Origin of the sequence: Mesorhizobium shonense, from assembly GCF_040545255.1 — a bacterium.
GTDB classification, from domain to species: Bacteria; Pseudomonadota; Alphaproteobacteria; order Rhizobiales; family Rhizobiaceae; genus Mesorhizobium; species Mesorhizobium shonense.
The window spans coordinates 24,895-39,105 of record NZ_JBEPLM010000017.1 but is presented as its reverse complement, the minus strand read 5'-3'; the positions used below and the strand labels follow the sequence as shown (position 1 = coordinate 39,105).

Genomic DNA, 14,211 nt, shown 5'->3' with positions numbered 1-14,211 from the left:
GGTGGAAATGGCGCTGGAATCGTTCAAGGCCCAGATCAGCCTGCTGCTCGAGGAGATGGTGAACCAGCCCGAGGACGAGCACGAAATCCAGGAGCAGCTGCGCGAGAAGCTCAGGGAAATGCGCGCCATGGGCCTGCCGCTGCCGGCCGATCTGGTCGCGCTGGAAAAGCGGCTCGACGAGGATTTCGACGTCGAAGAGAGCTGATCGGCCGGCAATCCCCGTCAAATCTGCGTGCCCGCGCTTCTCTTTTGCAGCGCCTGCCCGATATCTGCTGTCTGGTTGCGCTGACAAGGCATGTCGGCGAATGACGGAGAACGGCATGACAAGGATCGCCGGCTTTGCGGGCGCTGCCCTGCTTCTGGCTACCGGCGCTTTTGCGCAGCAGGCCGACCAACCTTTGCTCACAGGCAAAAAGGCCTTCGGCGATTGGAAGGCCGACCGTCCAGGCGTGCGTCGTCTGATCAAGCCGGACGATCTCCAGCAGCCGAACCTCGCCGAATCCTCGTCGAATAGTGCCGGCCTCGCCGACCGCCCTGCGGATGCCAAGCCCGCCGTGCCGGCCGGCTTCTCGGTCGAGCTCATCGCTTCCGGCATCGACAATCCGCGTGTCGTGCGCGTGGCGCCGAACGGCGACCTCTTCGTCGCCGACAGCGACGCCAATCGAGTCAGGGTCTATCGGCTGGCGGAAGGCAGCGCGAAGCCCGCCGAGAAAGCCGTCTTCGCCAAGGGCCTCACCCAGCCCTACGGCATTGCCTTCTATCCGCCGGGCGACAAGCCGCAATGGGTCTATGTCGCCAACAGCAACAGCGTCGTGCGCTTTCCCTATCGCGATGGCGACATGCAAGCCTCGGGCAGGCCGGAAACGATCGTCTCCGACATTCCCTCGAGCCATCACTGGACGCGCGACATCGCCTTCTCGCCCGACGGCAAGACGCTCTACCTGTCGGTCGGCTCGGGCTCCAACACCGCCGAGGATATGGGTGCGAGGCCGAAAGGCGGTGTCGAGGAATGGGCGCGGTCTGAGCCGCTCGGCGCCACCTGGGGCGCGGAAGAAGGCCGCGCCGACGTGCTCGCCTTCGATCCCGATGGCAAGAACCGCAGGATGGTCGCCACCGGCCTGCGCAACTGCTCTGGCATGACCGTGCAGCCGGCGACGGGCGCGCTCTGGTGCGTCGTCAACGAACGCGACGAGCTCGGCGACAACGTGCCCTTCGAATACGCCACGGCCGTCAAGGACGGCGCCTTCTATGGCTGGCCCTGGTACTATATCGGCGACAACGAGGATCCGCGCCAGGAGGGCGCGCGGCCCGACCTCGCCGGCAAGGTCACCGTACCCGACGTGCTGATGCAAGCGCATTCGGCGCCGCTCAACATCGCCTTCTATGAAGGCGGCAACTTCCCCGCCGACTACAAGGGCGACGCATTCGTCACCCTGCATGGTTCGTGGAACCGCGGCGCCCGCACCGGCTACAAGGTGGTGCGGCTGAAATTCAAGGACGGCAAGCCGACCGGCGAATATGAGGATTTCGCCACCGGCTTCGTCATTTCGGATGACGAGGTCTGGGGCCGGCCGGTGGGCGTGGCGGTGGCGAAGGACGGCGCGCTGATCCTGACAGAGGACGGCAACGGCACCATCTGGCGGGTCACCTATGGTGGCTAGCTCTTCGACAGAGGGTCTTAGGGGTCAGCGCAAACGGTGGAAATTGGCGGAAGCCTTCCAACCTCGTCATTCCAGGGCGGAGCGGCCGCGAAGCGGCGTCGCGGAGACCCTGGAATCCATTCCGTGACCCTGATCAAAGAATGCGGCGGAGCAGAATTCTGCACCGCGGCAGCGCTCGGAAGTCACGGAATGGATTCTAGGGTCTGCGCGCGTCGCTCCGCTCCTTGCTCCGCCCTAGAATGACGACAGGACTGGTCGTTTCGGCCAATCTCCAAGGTGTGCGGTCTGCCAACAAGAGAACGAGCTCTCCGTCGAACTGGCGCAACAAATCCCGCCGCGAGGGAATTACCAGTGACCTGGCGCCATGGTAGAAGCCGCGCTCCACACCGGTCCCTTCGGGGAATCATACGCCAGGCCCAGAACCATTGACACTGACCGGATTTCTCGCTTACAGCGCCGCGCTCGGCGTCGCCGCCGCCATTCCGGGCCCCGGCGTCACGGCGCTGGTTGCCCGCGCGCTCGGCTCCGGCTTCCGTTCGTCGCTGGCGATGTCGTTCGGCCTGATGCTCGGCGACATCACCTACCTCACCGCCGTGGTGCTTGGCCTGGCCTTCGTCGCACAGACCTTCGGCATGGTTTTTCTCGCCATCAAATGGGCCGGCGTCGCTTATCTCGCGTTCCTTGCCTGGCGCTTCTGGACGAGCGGCATCTCGCCCGAGAACATCGAGGCGCGCAAAGGCAAGAGCGGCTTCGTGGCGAGCTTCATTGCCGGGCTGACTGTGACGCTCGGCAACCCGAAGACGATGATCTTCTATCTCGCCATCACGCCGACCATCGTCGACCTGAAGACCATTACGCTGGCCGATTACGGCATCCTGGTAGCGCTCACCGTCGTCGTGCTCTTCGTGGTGCTGGTGCCCTACCTGGCGCTGGCTGCCAAGGCGCGCTGGTTCCTGAAGTCGCCGCGTGCACTGAAAGTTCTGAACCGCACCGCCGCCGGCTTCATGATGGGTGCCGCTGCGGCCATAGCGGCGCGTCAATAGGCTCCAATCTCAACCGGTCTCTGATCTCGGCCAAGTCATTCCGAAAATGGGCCGATCCGGAAAATGCATTTCCGGCGCGAGGTTGTTTTCAGCAACCACCCCACTCGGATATTTTCGGCGACCAGCCTATCTTGCGCGGCTGAAAGCACTATTCTGTCTGCCTATGCCATTGCCTTGGGAGCGAAACCAATGAACAAGCCCGTCACCTCCGCGCGCGTCCCCGGCCGCGGCCGCATCTTCAATTCGATCACCGAGACGATTGGAGACACGCCGCTGGTGCGGCTGGACAAGTTCGCCAAGGAAAAGGGCATCGTCGCCAACGTGCTCGCCAAGCTCGAATTCTTCAACCCGATCGCTTCGGTCAAGGACCGCATCGGCGTCGCCATGATCGAAGCGCTGGAGGAGGCCGGCAAGATTTCGCCCGGCAAGACCACGCTGATCGAGCCGACTTCCGGCAACACCGGCATCGCGCTCGCCTTCGCCGCCGCCGCCAAGGGCTACAAGCTGATCCTCACCATGCCGGAGACGATGTCGGTCGAGCGCCGCAAGATGCTGGCGCTGCTAGGCGCCGAACTGGTGCTCACCGAAGGCCCGAAAGGCATGAAGGGCGCCATCGCCAAGGCCGACGAGCTCGCCGCGACGCTCCCCAACGCCATCATCCCGCAGCAGTTCGAGAACCCGGCCAATCCGGAGATCCACCGCCGCACCACGGCCGAGGAAATCTGGAACGACACCAATGGCGAGGTCGACATCTTCGTCGCCGGCATCGGCACCGGCGGCACCATCACCGGTGTCGGCCAGGTGCTGAAGAAGCGCAAGCCTTCGCTCAATGTCGTGGCCGTCGAGCCGGAAGCCTCGCCGGTTCTCTCCGGCGGCCAGCCCGGCCCGCACAAGATTCAAGGCATCGGCGCCGGCTTCGCGCCCAAGATTCTCGACACCTCGATCTATGACGAGATCGTCAGGGTCTCGAACGAGGATTCGGTCGCCAATGCGCGCCTCGTCGCCCGCCTCGAGGGCGTGCCGGTCGGCATCTCGTCGGGCGCGGCACTGCAGGCGGCGATCGTCGTCGGCTCGCGGCCGGAGAACAAGGGCAAGAACCTCGTCGTCGTCATCCCGTCCTTCGCCGAGCGCTATCTCTCGACGATCCTGTTCGACGGACTGGGGGCGTAGGTCGTCGATGGGAAATATGGGATCGTAGCGATCCTTCGCGCCCCACATGCCGCACCAAATCTCCCCCCTTGAGGGGGAGATGTCGCCGAAGGCGACAGAGGGGTCGCCGGGCGTGAAGCGCCAGCGCCTTTTTCGCGACGAGAGACGAGGCTGGCGATCTACGCGAGACGACCCCCTCTGGCCGCTTCGCGGCCATCTCCCCCTCGAGGGGGAGATTCCCTCAATTCCGCACCAACTTCGCCCGCTCCGTCTGCAGGTAGCGGCGCAATGCCGGATCGCGCTCCAGGCCGATCGCCCGGTCATAGGCTTCAGCGGCATCGGCGGTCTTGCCGAGCCTGGCGGACAGCTCGGCCCGCGCCGCCCAATAGGGCTGGTATTCCGCAATCCGCCTGTCGGCGCCGATCGCGTCGAGCGCGGCAAGCCCCTCGGCCGCTCCCTCGGTTTCGGCTATCGCCACGGCGCGGTTGATCGCCACCACAGGCGAGCCGGCAATCGCCATCAGCGCATCGTAGAGCTGGCGGATCGCGGCCCAGTCGGTGCCGCCGCCACGCCGTCGCGCCGTATGCGCCGATTGCACCGCGGCTTCCAATTGGTAGCGGCCGATGATTCTCCCGGCAGCGGCGCGCCTCAGCACCGCTTCCGCCTCGTCGATCAGCGTGTCGTCCCAGAGCGCGCTGTCCTGCTCGGCCAGCGGCACGAAATCGCCCTCGGGGCTTCGCCGCGCCGCGCGCCGCGCTTCGGCGAAAAGCATCAGCGCCAGAAGCCCCAGTGTTTCCGGTTCGTCCGGGATCAGCGACGCGACCAGCCGGCAGAGCCAGATGCCTTCGCTGGCAAGGTTGCGCCGTCGCGTCTCGGTGCCGGCAGGGTCCGACCAGCCTTCGGCAAAAGTGGCGTAGATCGCTTCCAGCACCGCGTCGAGCCGCTCGCCGAGCTCGGCCCGTTCCGGCACGCGAAAGGGAATGCCGGCCTCGCGGATGCGGTTCTTGGCGCGCACCAGGCGCTGGCCCATCGTCGCCGGCGAAACCAGGAACGCAGAAGCGATCGTGGCGGCGTCGAAGCCCAGCACGGTTTGCAGGATCAGCGGCGCGCGCACGCTCGATTCGATCGCCGGATGCGCGCAGGCAAACATCAGCCTAAGCCGCTCGTCGGGCAAATCCTCATTCGTCATGCGCGCCTCCGCCTCCTCGGCAATCAGCCGCAAATGGTCGCGGGCCGCCTCGCCGGTCAACCGCCGCCGCACGGCATCGACGTCGCGCCGGCGCGCCACCGCGAGCAGCCAAGCTTCCGGCTTTTCGGGCACACCGCTCTTCGGCCAGCGCTCCAGCGCGGCGGCGAACGCATCGGCCAGCGCGTCCTCGGCGCCAGCGACGTCGCGCATGCGGGCCGCGAGGTAGGCGACCAGCTTGCCGTAGCTCTGCCGGGCGGCCGCCTCGGCCGCCGCCCGCGCCAACTCCGAGCGGCTGTCCATATTCCTAGGACAGGTAGTCGGTCATTTCCCAGATCGGCCGCACCTCGACCGTGCCGGTGCTGGCTGCCGGACAGCGCGCGCCCCATTCCATGGCCGTGTCGATGTCCGTCGCCTCGATCATGTAGAAACCGGCAAGCTGTTCCTTGGTATCGGCATAGGGGCCGTCGAGCACGTTGGTCTTGCCATTGGCCAGCCGGATCGATGTGGCCGCCTGGGTCGGGCGCAGCCTTTCGCCGGCAAGATACGCGCCGGATTTCTTCAAGGCTTCCGTATAGGCGCCATAGGCCGCCAGCGTCTGCTCGGTCTTGTCGCGCGGCGCACTCGCCATTGCGGCTTCGTCATTGTAGATCAACAGCATGTATCGCATGGGTCTCTCCTGTTTCTCGAAGGCCGCGTCATCGCGGGCCAAGCTAAAGTCGTGCGGCTGCGGCCGATTTCGACAGGTGCCTTGAAAATCTTTCGTCCCAAAGCCATCGGGCGCAAGCCGGCGCTTTTCGCCATACTCAGCCGTTCGTCTAATGCATGCAATTGCGGGTTGGCATTTGGCGCCTCCTGTCTAAACTCACGAGCTCGCGCCGAGGAGGCGGCGCGGCGCGACCGTTTCAGGAGGAGGAACCATATGCTCAATTTCAGGACGAAATTTGTTGCCGCCGGCGCCTTGGCGCTGTCGCTCGGCCTCGGCGCCGTGTCGGCCGGGGCGCAGGAATTCATCAACGTGCTGACCGGCGGCACGTCGGGCGTCTATTATCCGCTCGGCGTCGCGCTGTCCGAGATTTACGGCAAGGGCATCGAAGGCGCCCGCACCCAGGTGCAGGCGACGAAAGCCTCGGTCGAGAACCTCAACCTGCTGCAGCAGGGCAAGGGCGAGATCGCCTTCGCGCTCGGCGATTCCGTCAAGCTCGCCGCCGAAGGCAACACCGAGGCCGGCTTCCCCGGCAAGCTCGACAAGCTGCGCGGCATCGCCGCCATCTATCCCAACTACATCCAGATCGTCGCCAGCAAGGAGTCCGGCATCAAGACGCTCGCCGATCTCAAGGGCAAGAGCCTGTCGGTCGGCGCGCCGGCTTCCGGCACCGAGCTCAACGCTCGCGCCATCTTCGCCGCCGCCGGGCTGAAATACGAGGATCTCGGACGGGTCGAATATCTGCCTTTCGCCGAATCGGTGGAGCTGATCAAGAACCGGCAGCTCGACGCCACGCTGCAATCGGCGGGCCTCGGCGTCGCTTCGATTCGCGACCTCGCCACCTCGGTGCCGATCAACGTCGTCGCCGTGCCGGCCGAGGACGTCGCCAAGATCGGCTCGCCCTATCTTTCGGTCGTCATTCCCAAGGGAACCTATGAAGGCCAGACCGAAGATGTCGCGACCGCCGCGGTCGGCAATTTCCTCGTCACCCGCGCCGACGTTTCCGACGAGACCGCCTATCAGATGACCAAGCTGATGTTCGACCATCTCGACCAGCTCGCCGCCGCCCACGCCGCCGCCAAGGCGATCGATCCGGCCAAGGCGCTGGTCGGCATGCCGGTGCCGCTGCATCCCGGCGCGGAGCGGTACTACAAGGAAAAAGGGCTGCTGAAGTAAGGCGCCGATTCCCCTCCCCCTTGAGGGGAGGGTGGCCCGCAGGGCCGGGAGGGGTCCTCGGCGACGCGCTCCAACTTCTTAGATGAAAGTCGAGGCAGCTGAGGTGACCCCTCCCGCCTCGCTTCGCTCGGCACCCTCCCCTCGAGGGGGAGGGGATCGCCCCGCCAGGAAACCCTGCCAATGACAGATACCCCGACAGTTCTCGCCCCGGAAGAACAAGTCGAAGGCCTGCCGCCGGGCTTCGGCGAAGGGCTTGCCGGTAAGGCGGCCTTCCTGATTGCCGTCGCCTTCTCCGTCTTCCAGATCTACATCGCCGCCTATGGCAGCCTGCCCAGCCAGGTGGTGCGCGCCATGCATGTCGGCTTCCTGCTGCTGCTCGGCTTCGGCCTGATCGCCAATCTGCGCGCCACCGGCATGGCGGCGAAGGCCGCCTTCTGGACGCTTGGCGTGCTCGGTTTCGCCACCGGCCTCTACAACTGGATCTTCTACGCCGACCTCATCCGCCGCTCCGGCTTCCTCACCACGCCGGACCTGATCGTCGGCACGCTGCTGGTGGTGCTCGTCTTCGAGGCGGCTCGACGGCTGATGGGCCTGCCGCTCGCGGTCATTGCCTTCCTCTTCCTCGCCTATTGTTTCGTCGGCAATCACCTGCCGCCGCCCTTTATCCATCGCGGCTACGATTTCGCGCAATTGGTCGACACCTTCGCCTTTGGCACCGAAGGTATATACGGCACGCCAGTCTATGTTTCGGCGGCTTACATCTTCATCTTCGTCGTTTTCGCCGCCTTTCTCGAACGCGCCGGCATGATCGCGCTGTTCAACGATTTCGCGCTTGGCCTGGTTGGTTCCTGGCGCGGCGGCCCGGCCCAGGTCTGCGTGCTCTCCTCGGCGCTGATGGGCACGATTTCCGGTTCCGGCGTCGCCAATGTGGTGGCCAGCGGCCAGTTCACCATCCCGCTGATGAAACGCTTCGGGTTCCGCTCGGCCTTCGCCGGCGCCGTCGAGGCGACCTCGTCCATGGGCGGCCAGATCATGCCGCCGGTGATGGGCGCGGTAGCTTTCATCATGGCCGAGACGCTGAACATTCCCTATGCCGAGGTGGTGAAGGCGGCGATCATTCCGGCGCTGCTCTATTTCGGCGCCTGTTTCTGGCAGGTGCATCTGGAGGCCGGCAAGGCCGGCCTGCACGGCATGGCCAAGGCGGAGCTTCCCGATCCCTGGGAGGCGGTGCGGCAGCACTGGCCGCTGGTGCTGCCGCTCGCCGTGCTCGTCTATCTCCTGTTCGCCGGCTACACGCCGATCTTCGCCGGCACCATGGGCCTGGCGCTGACCATCGTGCTGATCCTCGGCACGCCGCTGGCGGCGCTGATCGGGCCGTTCGCGTTCCGCGTCGTCTTCTGGCTGGCGCTTGGGCTTGCCGCCGCGTCCTTCATGCGGTTCGGCGTCAACATCTTGAGCCTCGTCATCGCGGCGCTCGTCGTCGCCTGCTTCGCCTTCAAGGGCGGGCGCGAGACGCTGCGCATCTGTGTCGACTCGCTCGCCGAAGGCGCCAAGAACGCGCTGCCGGTCGGCATCGCCTGCGCCATCGTCGGCATCGTCATCGGCACGCTGACGCTCACCGGCATCGCCTCGACCTTCATCGGCTGGATCATCTCCATCGGCGAGAACAACCTGTTCCTGTCGCTGGTGCTGACCATGCTCACCTGCCTTGTGCTCGGCATGGGCATCCCGACGATCCCCAACTACATCATCACCTCTTCGCTCGCCGGCCCGGCGCTTTTGTCGCTCGGCGTGCCGCTCATCGTCAGCCACATGTTCGTCTTCTATTTCGGCATCATGGCCGACCTCACGCCGCCGGTGGCGCTTGCCGCCTTCGCCGCGGCGCCGATGGCGAAGGAAAGCGGCCTCAAGATCGGCATCCAGGCAACCAAGCTCGCCATCGCCGGCTTCGTCGTGCCGTTCATGGCCGTCTATACACCAGCCCTGATGCTGCAGGACGCGGGCCCGATCGCCGCCTCGTTCGGCTACCCCGTCGAGGTCGCCTACATCGTCGTCAAGGCCTGCATGGGCATCGTGCTCTGGGGCGCGGCCGCGGTCGGCTTCCTCGCCCGCCGCATGGCCTGGTGGGAACGCATCGTCGCTTTCGTTGCCGGCGTGCTCCTGGTCGCGGCACTGCCGCTTACCGACGAGGCCGGCTGGGTGCTGGCGCTGGTCTGGATCGGCTGGCATTGCTGGCGCGCGCGCCAGGCGTCCACCAGAGCATGATCCCGAAAAGTGGAATCCGGTTTTCGGAGAAGATCATGCTCAACCAAATGAAAAGCCCCATATGAGCCTGTGCATTCTCGCCGCCGGCAAGACGGTGACGCTCGCCGTTGCCGCCTTCACTTTGTCCTGGACGCATTCGGTGGAGCGCACGCGCTGGCGGGAAGACTGGAAAGTGCTGCCCGTCGGGCTGCAGGTCGTCGAGGCGCGGGTCAAGGGCTCCGGCGCCGGCATGGACCCGCCCGAGGGCTCGGTGCTGCGCAACGGCTGGTGGGTCTATGCGCCGCGGATCGGACCTCAGCCACGCCTGGTGCTCGCGGCATCCGGCGCCACCGGGGAAGGCTGGACGCTATGCACGGCCAAAGGCTGTCGCGAGCTGGGCAAGGCAGCGGGAGAGACGACGGTGCTCGAATCCTGCGACGGCACGAGCCAGCCGCGATAGCGCACGATCAGTCCGGCGAGCGGGTGCGAGATGTCGACATGGAAGCGGAAGCGGCCATCCTCGACGGTCTCGTAGGATGTCGAGCGCGGGCAAAGCCACATCGGCAAAGGCAGGCCAAGAAAGCTCCAGCGGCGCAGCACGAGCGACAGCCGGTTCTCCTCGGCCACTAGCGCCATGGCGAAGGTCAGCGGGCCGAAGCGCTCGGCAAGCAGACGTTGCGAGCGGCCGCGCCCGGCAAACTGCCGGCTCGAAAAGCTGTGCGCGCCGAAGGTTCGCGTCCAGGTCTCGCCTTGCCCGCCGGTAACGAACCTCACCTTGACGGGGACATCGGCTGCGCCGGGTGGGAAGCCGGCCACGCGCGCGGCAAGCCGGCTAAGGATGCCGCTGCCGCGTTCGACGCTGGCGCGTCCATCCGCCATTGCCGCTCCCTCATGCATGGCGCGGATTGCGGCGGGAAGGCCCTTCCAGGCATCGCCGAGCAGATCCGGATAGAGTGCCTTCCCCTTGTCGGTGTCGTCCCTGAAGCCGATGTAGATCGTCTTGCCGGCAAAGAGCGCTTCATAGTCCTCCAGCTCGACGTCGCGCACAGCCGCGCGGGCGCCCGGCAAAGGCGTGCGGCCATCGAGCGCCTTGCCGACCAAGGCTGCGACCGCCATCGACGGGATCAGCGGCCCGTCATCGCCTTCGGCCAGGAGATGCCAGGATCGTTTGATCGGCCCGCCCGCCTCGTCCGCCCCTTCGACCTCGACGAACATGCCGCCGCGATGCTCGCCCCAGGCGAGCCGGTTGGTCGCCCAGTGCATCAGCGGCGCCAGCGGCGACAGCGTTGGGATCGGGCCGGCGCGAACCAGCCAGGCCAGGCCGATCAGGGCGCGGTGCAGCACTTCCGGCACCGGCCCCGCGCCCATCCAGACCGTTTTTGCCTCGGGCCACAGCGCCGCCAGCGCGCGCAGGTCCGGCACGTCGACTAGCGAGAACAGCGTCTTTTTGAGCGGCAAGCGACCGGGCGGCGCGATCGTGTAACGCATCTGTTCCGTGAACGGGCGGCCTTCGGCCGGCCGCCCGCCGCGAACCAATTGCACCGGCTGCCCGGCATAGCTGGCGATGGCGCGGATGACGTTCTCGCCGACGCCCGCGAAAGGCGATGGCGCGATGCCGCCGCGGATGCTCTCGACGCGCGCCATCTCGGATGAGAGCCGGCGCACCACCGCCGCCGTCAGCACCGGGAAGCTCGACACGCCGGACAGCACGAAAACGCCTGCTTCCCTGGCGGCGGCGTCGAAGCTTGCCACGCCGGCGACGAAGTCCGAGCCGTCGGCGAGGTCGAGATAGTTGATGCGCTCGGCCATGCAGGCCTCGATCAGCCGGTAGCGTCCCTCGCCATAGGCCTGGAACGGGCCGCTTGCGTCGACGAGGATGTCGGGCGCGAGCGCGGCCAATTGTGTGGCAAGATCGCCGTCGCGATCGAAGAGCGCCGGCACCAGCCTGGCCCTCGCGCGATCCCTGCCCTCGCAATACGCCTTGGCCTTCCCCGGCGAGCGGCCGGCGACGATCAGGGTGAGGCGCGGCTCGGTCTCCAGCAACTGCACGATGCGGCCGCCGAAGGTTCCGTAGCCGCCGACGATCAGAAGCCTCATCCCACCCCCCAATGCCTTCCACAGCGTGACGCGCTTCAGATCTTTGTTTGATGACCCAAAGCCGCTGCGCAGTTTTGGGCGACATTCACTAGAGCGGTTCACCGTTTCACGGAAACGCCGAACCGCTCTATCTCTTTGCTTTTACGCAATTCCAGACGGAAAACCGCTAAACACTTTTCCTGGAATTGCTCTAGCCGATCAGCCGTTGCCGCAATTCGGCGGACGGGATTTCGCAGCTGTCCTTCCTGCCGAACAGCGCGTAGCGGTTCTTGGCGACGCGGTCGTAGAGCCAGTCGCGCAGCGGCCGCGGCAGGACGAGCAGCAGCCTTGCGGCGCGCCACGGCCAGCCGAGCGCGGCCATGACGGCGATGAAACTGTCGAGCTTCGTGAAGGCCGCGCCGTCGATGATGGCGAGATTGGTTTCGTAATTGTCGGTTGCCAGGCCGTATTTGCGGAACAACGCCTCGCCGAACGGCGATTGCGCCGTGGCGAAGCGGAAGCGTTTTTCCCGGTCGAGCTTGAGGATGAGCTGGACAAAGCCCGAGCAGAACACGCAGACGCCGTCGAAGACGATCAGCGGCTGGCTTGCGCCGAAGAACTCGGATCGAGGCGGACGGTTCGGGTCGGGCAGGTCGGTCATGTCGGCCCCGGCTGCTTGTGCCTCAAAACACTAAGCCAGCCGGCGGCGGCGTCAAAGTCGCGGCGTTGTCGCACGCCTGCCGTCGGCGACGGCGGGGCGCTCGTCACGGTAGGTCGTGGCGCGGGTGTCGGCGGCCGGCTTGCAGATCCGGCTGTTGTGGCGGCTGTCGAGCATGGTGTTCAGTGCGTGCCGATGCCGAACGAGTTGCCGCGGCGGGCGCAGGCCGGACCCGGGCCGCGCATGTAGTAGCGCTCCGGCCGATAGGTCGGCGCGACGAATTCGCGAATGGCGGCGGCATAGCCGGCGATGTGGTTCCAGAAGTTCATTTTACCTGTCCCTGTCCCGTTTTCGGATGTCCCTTCCGAATTGTCCGAGAGCATAGCGTCGAGGCGTGAATAGTCGGTGAACGCGATGTTAATTTCTGGTCCGAAACCCGTTGCATCGTGGCCGGAATGCGGCTGATTCGCGGTCTTTCGATGCCCCTTGTCGTGATTTCGGGCCGTGTGACTTTTGCATCACATATGTTTCGTCTCGATGTCGCTTGGACGCGCTTCTGTTTCACGTTCGGCCGGCGCGGAAATTTCATTGCGCGTCCGGAAAAGGTCAGGAACCGGCCCGGAAGGGACACGTTGATTCCTTCAAGCCCGCGGCTCCGACGAAGGCGGCCGCGCCGCCGATTGAATTCCCCAACCCGGAACAAGCATGGAAGGCAACAGCCATGGGTTTCTTTTCGAAAGACATCAAGACGCTGGACGACCTCTTCATCCATATGCTGCGCGACATCTATTATGCCGAGAAAAAGATCGAGCGGACGCTGCCGAAGATGATCGGCGAGGCGACCGATCCGCAGCTGAAGGCCGGCTTCGAAAAGCACCTCGAGCAGACCAAGGGCCATATCGATCGCGTCGAGCAGGTGTTCGAGCTCAATGGCGTCAAGGCCAAGGCCGTCAGCTGCCCCGCCATCGACGGCATCCTCGAGGAAGCCGACGAGGTGAGCGGCGATATCGACGACCGCGAGGTTCTCGATGCCGCGCTGATCGCATCCGCGCAGGCGGTCGAGCATTACGAGATGACGCGCTACGGCACGCTGATCGCCTGGGCCAAGCAGCTCGGCCGCAGCGACTGCGCCAATGTTCTGGCCAAGAACCTCAAGGAAGAGCAGGCGACCGACCGCAAGCTTACCGAGATGGCGGAAAGCAGGATCAACCTGCTGGCGGCGTGATAGATCCGGCACCATGTGTGACCGGCCTGCCGGCTCCGCCGGAACCCAGGCGAGCCCCTATCCGTTGCGGTCGGAGCGATACGACGAAAGTGTAGCAGCGTTGCGTTCGCGATTGCGTCAGAACGAAAGCGGTCGGCATTCAACGGCTAACGCGCTTCGGATCGCATCGCGCAGGAGATCACTATGGCACCGCGCCCCGCCTGGAAGGGTTATCTGAAACTGTCGCTGGTCACTTGCGCCATCGAGCTGACCAACGTCGTCACCCACGCCGAGAAGGTTTCCTTCCGCATCCTCAACCGCAAGACCGGCAACACCGTCAAACGCATCTATGTCGATGCCGAAACCGGCAAGCCATTGGAGGAAGGCGATGAAATCAAGGGCTATGAGGTCAGCGACGGCGACTTCGTCCATGTCGAGGAGGACGAGATCGAGGCGGTTGAGATCGAGTCCTCGCACACGCTGGGCCTCGACGGCTTCGTCGAGAAATCCTCGATCCAGCAGATCTATCTCGACACGCCTTATTACGTCTCGCCGGCGGACGAGGTGTCACAAGAGGCTTTCGCCGTCATCCGCGATGCGATGGCGGCGAAGAAGATGGCCGGCCTCGCACGCATCGTGCTCTACAACCGAGAGCGCCCCGTGGTGATCGAGCCGCTCGGCAAGGGCATGGTGATGACGACGCTGCGCTACGACGACACCGTGCGCCGGCCAAGCACGGTCTTCGACGAGATCAAGGCAGCCAAGACCGATGACGAGATGATCGACCTCGCGGAGCACATCATCGACAGCAAGAAGACGAAGTTCGACGCCTCGAAATTCGACGACCGCTATGAGGACGCGCTGCTCGAGCTGATCCGCGCCAAGAAGGCCGGCAAGAAGGCGCCCAAGGCCAAGGCGCCGCCGAAGCCGTCCAACGTCGTCAACCTGTTCGACGCGCTGAAGAAGAGCCTGAGCGCGGAAGGCGGCGGTAAAGCCGGCAAATCGTCATCGAAAGCGCCGGGGCGGACGAAAGCCAAGGCCGCCGCGCCCGGTCACAATCGGCATAGAAGTCACCGTCAACACAGAAGCCGCAAATCCGCATAGGAGC

The 14,211-nt window shown here is 65.4% G+C and carries 13 protein-coding genes and 1 pseudogene; 9 read left to right on the top strand and 5 right to left on the bottom strand.

What is annotated here, in order from left to right; all coding sequences use genetic code 11:
* The first annotated feature begins 7 nt into the window (after positions 1 to 7).
* The 4 genes from ABID26_RS30320 to cysK all read left to right on the top strand — a co-directional run bounded on the left by ABID26_RS30320 (position 8) and on the right by cysK (position 3,874).
* Complete coding sequence (locus ABID26_RS30320; protein ID WP_126096973.1) at positions 8 to 205, top strand: hypothetical protein; 198 nt, start codon at positions 8 to 10, stop codon at positions 203 to 205.
* A gap of 115 nt (positions 206 to 320) precedes the next feature.
* Positions 321 to 1,661 (top strand): PQQ-dependent sugar dehydrogenase, encoded by a 1,341-nt coding sequence (locus ABID26_RS30315; RefSeq protein ID WP_126096972.1) that lies wholly within the window; start codon positions 321 to 323, stop codon positions 1,659 to 1,661.
* 425 nt (positions 1,662 to 2,086) lie between these two features.
* Positions 2,087 to 2,704: a LysE family translocator gene (locus tag ABID26_RS30310; protein WP_126096971.1), complete on the top strand. Its 618-nt coding sequence runs from the start codon at positions 2,087 to 2,089 to the stop codon at positions 2,702 to 2,704.
* Between the two features lie 189 nt (positions 2,705 to 2,893).
* Entirely contained in the window at positions 2,894 to 3,874 is a 981-nt protein-coding gene (cysK, locus tag ABID26_RS30305) for a cysteine synthase A (protein WP_126096970.1), read from the top strand.
* A 220-nt stretch (positions 3,875 to 4,094) separates the two neighbouring features.
* Here cysK and ABID26_RS30300 read toward each other — a convergent pair whose 3' ends face one another.
* Positions 4,095 to 5,342, bottom strand: coding sequence for an RNA polymerase sigma factor (locus ABID26_RS30300; RefSeq protein ID WP_126096969.1), 1,248 nt, complete (start codon positions 5,340 to 5,342; stop codon positions 4,095 to 4,097).
* 4 nt (positions 5,343 to 5,346) lie between these two features.
* Positions 5,347 to 5,709: a YciI family protein gene (locus tag ABID26_RS30295; protein WP_126096968.1), complete on the bottom strand. Its 363-nt coding sequence runs from the start codon at positions 5,707 to 5,709 to the stop codon at positions 5,347 to 5,349.
* A gap of 252 nt (positions 5,710 to 5,961) precedes the next feature.
* On the opposite strand from ABID26_RS30295, the gene ABID26_RS30290 reads away from it, so the two are divergent.
* The 3 genes from ABID26_RS30290 to ABID26_RS30280 all read left to right on the top strand — a co-directional run bounded on the left by ABID26_RS30290 (position 5,962) and on the right by ABID26_RS30280 (position 9,625).
* Complete coding sequence (locus ABID26_RS30290) at positions 5,962 to 6,921, top strand: TAXI family TRAP transporter solute-binding subunit (RefSeq protein ID WP_126096967.1); 960 nt, start codon at positions 5,962 to 5,964, stop codon at positions 6,919 to 6,921.
* A 180-nt stretch (positions 6,922 to 7,101) separates the two neighbouring features.
* Positions 7,102 to 9,186, top strand: coding sequence for a TRAP transporter permease (locus tag ABID26_RS30285; protein WP_126096966.1), 2,085 nt, complete (start codon positions 7,102 to 7,104; stop codon positions 9,184 to 9,186).
* Between the two features lie 61 nt (positions 9,187 to 9,247).
* Positions 9,248 to 9,625 carry a DUF1850 domain-containing protein gene (locus tag ABID26_RS30280; RefSeq protein ID WP_126096965.1) on the top strand — a complete coding sequence of 126 codons (378 nt, stop codon included), beginning with the start codon at positions 9,248 to 9,250 and terminating at the stop codon, positions 9,623 to 9,625.
* A 44-nt stretch (positions 9,626 to 9,669) separates the two neighbouring features.
* On the opposite strand, the pseudogene ABID26_RS30275 reads toward ABID26_RS30280, so the two are convergent.
* From ABID26_RS30275 to ABID26_RS30265, 3 genes and pseudogenes are all read right to left on the bottom strand, one after another.
* Positions 9,670 to 11,262, bottom strand: a pseudogene (locus tag ABID26_RS30275) (DUF4166 domain-containing protein); the annotation flags it as partial.
* Between the two features lie 190 nt (positions 11,263 to 11,452).
* Positions 11,453 to 11,902 (bottom strand): thiol-disulfide oxidoreductase DCC family protein, encoded by a 450-nt coding sequence (locus ABID26_RS30270; protein WP_126096964.1) that lies wholly within the window; start codon positions 11,900 to 11,902, stop codon positions 11,453 to 11,455.
* A gap of 179 nt (positions 11,903 to 12,081) precedes the next feature.
* Positions 12,082 to 12,228, bottom strand: a complete 147-nt coding sequence (locus ABID26_RS30265) for a hypothetical protein (RefSeq protein ID WP_126096963.1) — start codon at positions 12,226 to 12,228, stop codon at positions 12,082 to 12,084.
* A 392-nt stretch (positions 12,229 to 12,620) separates the two neighbouring features.
* Between ABID26_RS30265 and ABID26_RS30260 the strand changes: the two genes are divergently transcribed.
* Positions 12,621 to 13,124 carry a YciE/YciF ferroxidase family protein gene (locus ABID26_RS30260; RefSeq protein WP_126096962.1) on the top strand — a complete coding sequence of 168 codons (504 nt, stop codon included), beginning with the start codon at positions 12,621 to 12,623 and terminating at the stop codon, positions 13,122 to 13,124.
* Between the two features lie 183 nt (positions 13,125 to 13,307).
* Complete coding sequence (ku, locus tag ABID26_RS30255; RefSeq protein WP_126096961.1) at positions 13,308 to 14,207, top strand: non-homologous end joining protein Ku; 900 nt, start codon at positions 13,308 to 13,310, stop codon at positions 14,205 to 14,207.
* Positions 14,208 to 14,211: the final 4 nt, after the last annotated feature.

Bases quoted from the DNA above. Each gene is read 5' to 3' on its own strand.
- ABID26_RS30320 (WP_126096973.1), top strand. From the start codon at position 8: ATGGCGCTGGAATCGTTCAAGGCCCAGATCAGCCTGCTGCTCGAGGAG.
- ABID26_RS30315 (WP_126096972.1), top strand. From the start codon at position 321: ATGACAAGGATCGCCGGCTTTGCGGGCGCTGCCCTGCTTCTGGCTACC.
- cysK (WP_126096970.1), top strand. From the start codon at position 2,894: ATGAACAAGCCCGTCACCTCCGCGCGCGTCCCCGGCCGCGGCCGCATC.
- ABID26_RS30300 (WP_126096969.1), bottom strand. From the start codon at position 5,342: ATGGACAGCCGCTCGGAGTTGGCGCGGGCGGCGGCCGAGGCGGCCGCC.
- ABID26_RS30295 (WP_126096968.1), bottom strand. From the start codon at position 5,709: ATGCGATACATGCTGTTGATCTACAATGACGAAGCCGCAATGGCGAGT.
- ABID26_RS30290 (WP_126096967.1), top strand. From the start codon at position 5,962: ATGCTCAATTTCAGGACGAAATTTGTTGCCGCCGGCGCCTTGGCGCTG.
- ABID26_RS30285 (WP_126096966.1), top strand. From the start codon at position 7,102: ATGACAGATACCCCGACAGTTCTCGCCCCGGAAGAACAAGTCGAAGGC.
- ABID26_RS30280 (WP_126096965.1), top strand. From the start codon at position 9,248: ATGAGCCTGTGCATTCTCGCCGCCGGCAAGACGGTGACGCTCGCCGTT.
- ABID26_RS30270 (WP_126096964.1), bottom strand. From the start codon at position 11,902: ATGACCGACCTGCCCGACCCGAACCGTCCGCCTCGATCCGAGTTCTTC.
- ABID26_RS30265 (WP_126096963.1), bottom strand. From the start codon at position 12,228: ATGAACTTCTGGAACCACATCGCCGGCTATGCCGCCGCCATTCGCGAA.
- ABID26_RS30260 (WP_126096962.1), top strand. From the start codon at position 12,621: ATGGGTTTCTTTTCGAAAGACATCAAGACGCTGGACGACCTCTTCATC.
- ku (WP_126096961.1), top strand. From the start codon at position 13,308: ATGGCACCGCGCCCCGCCTGGAAGGGTTATCTGAAACTGTCGCTGGTC.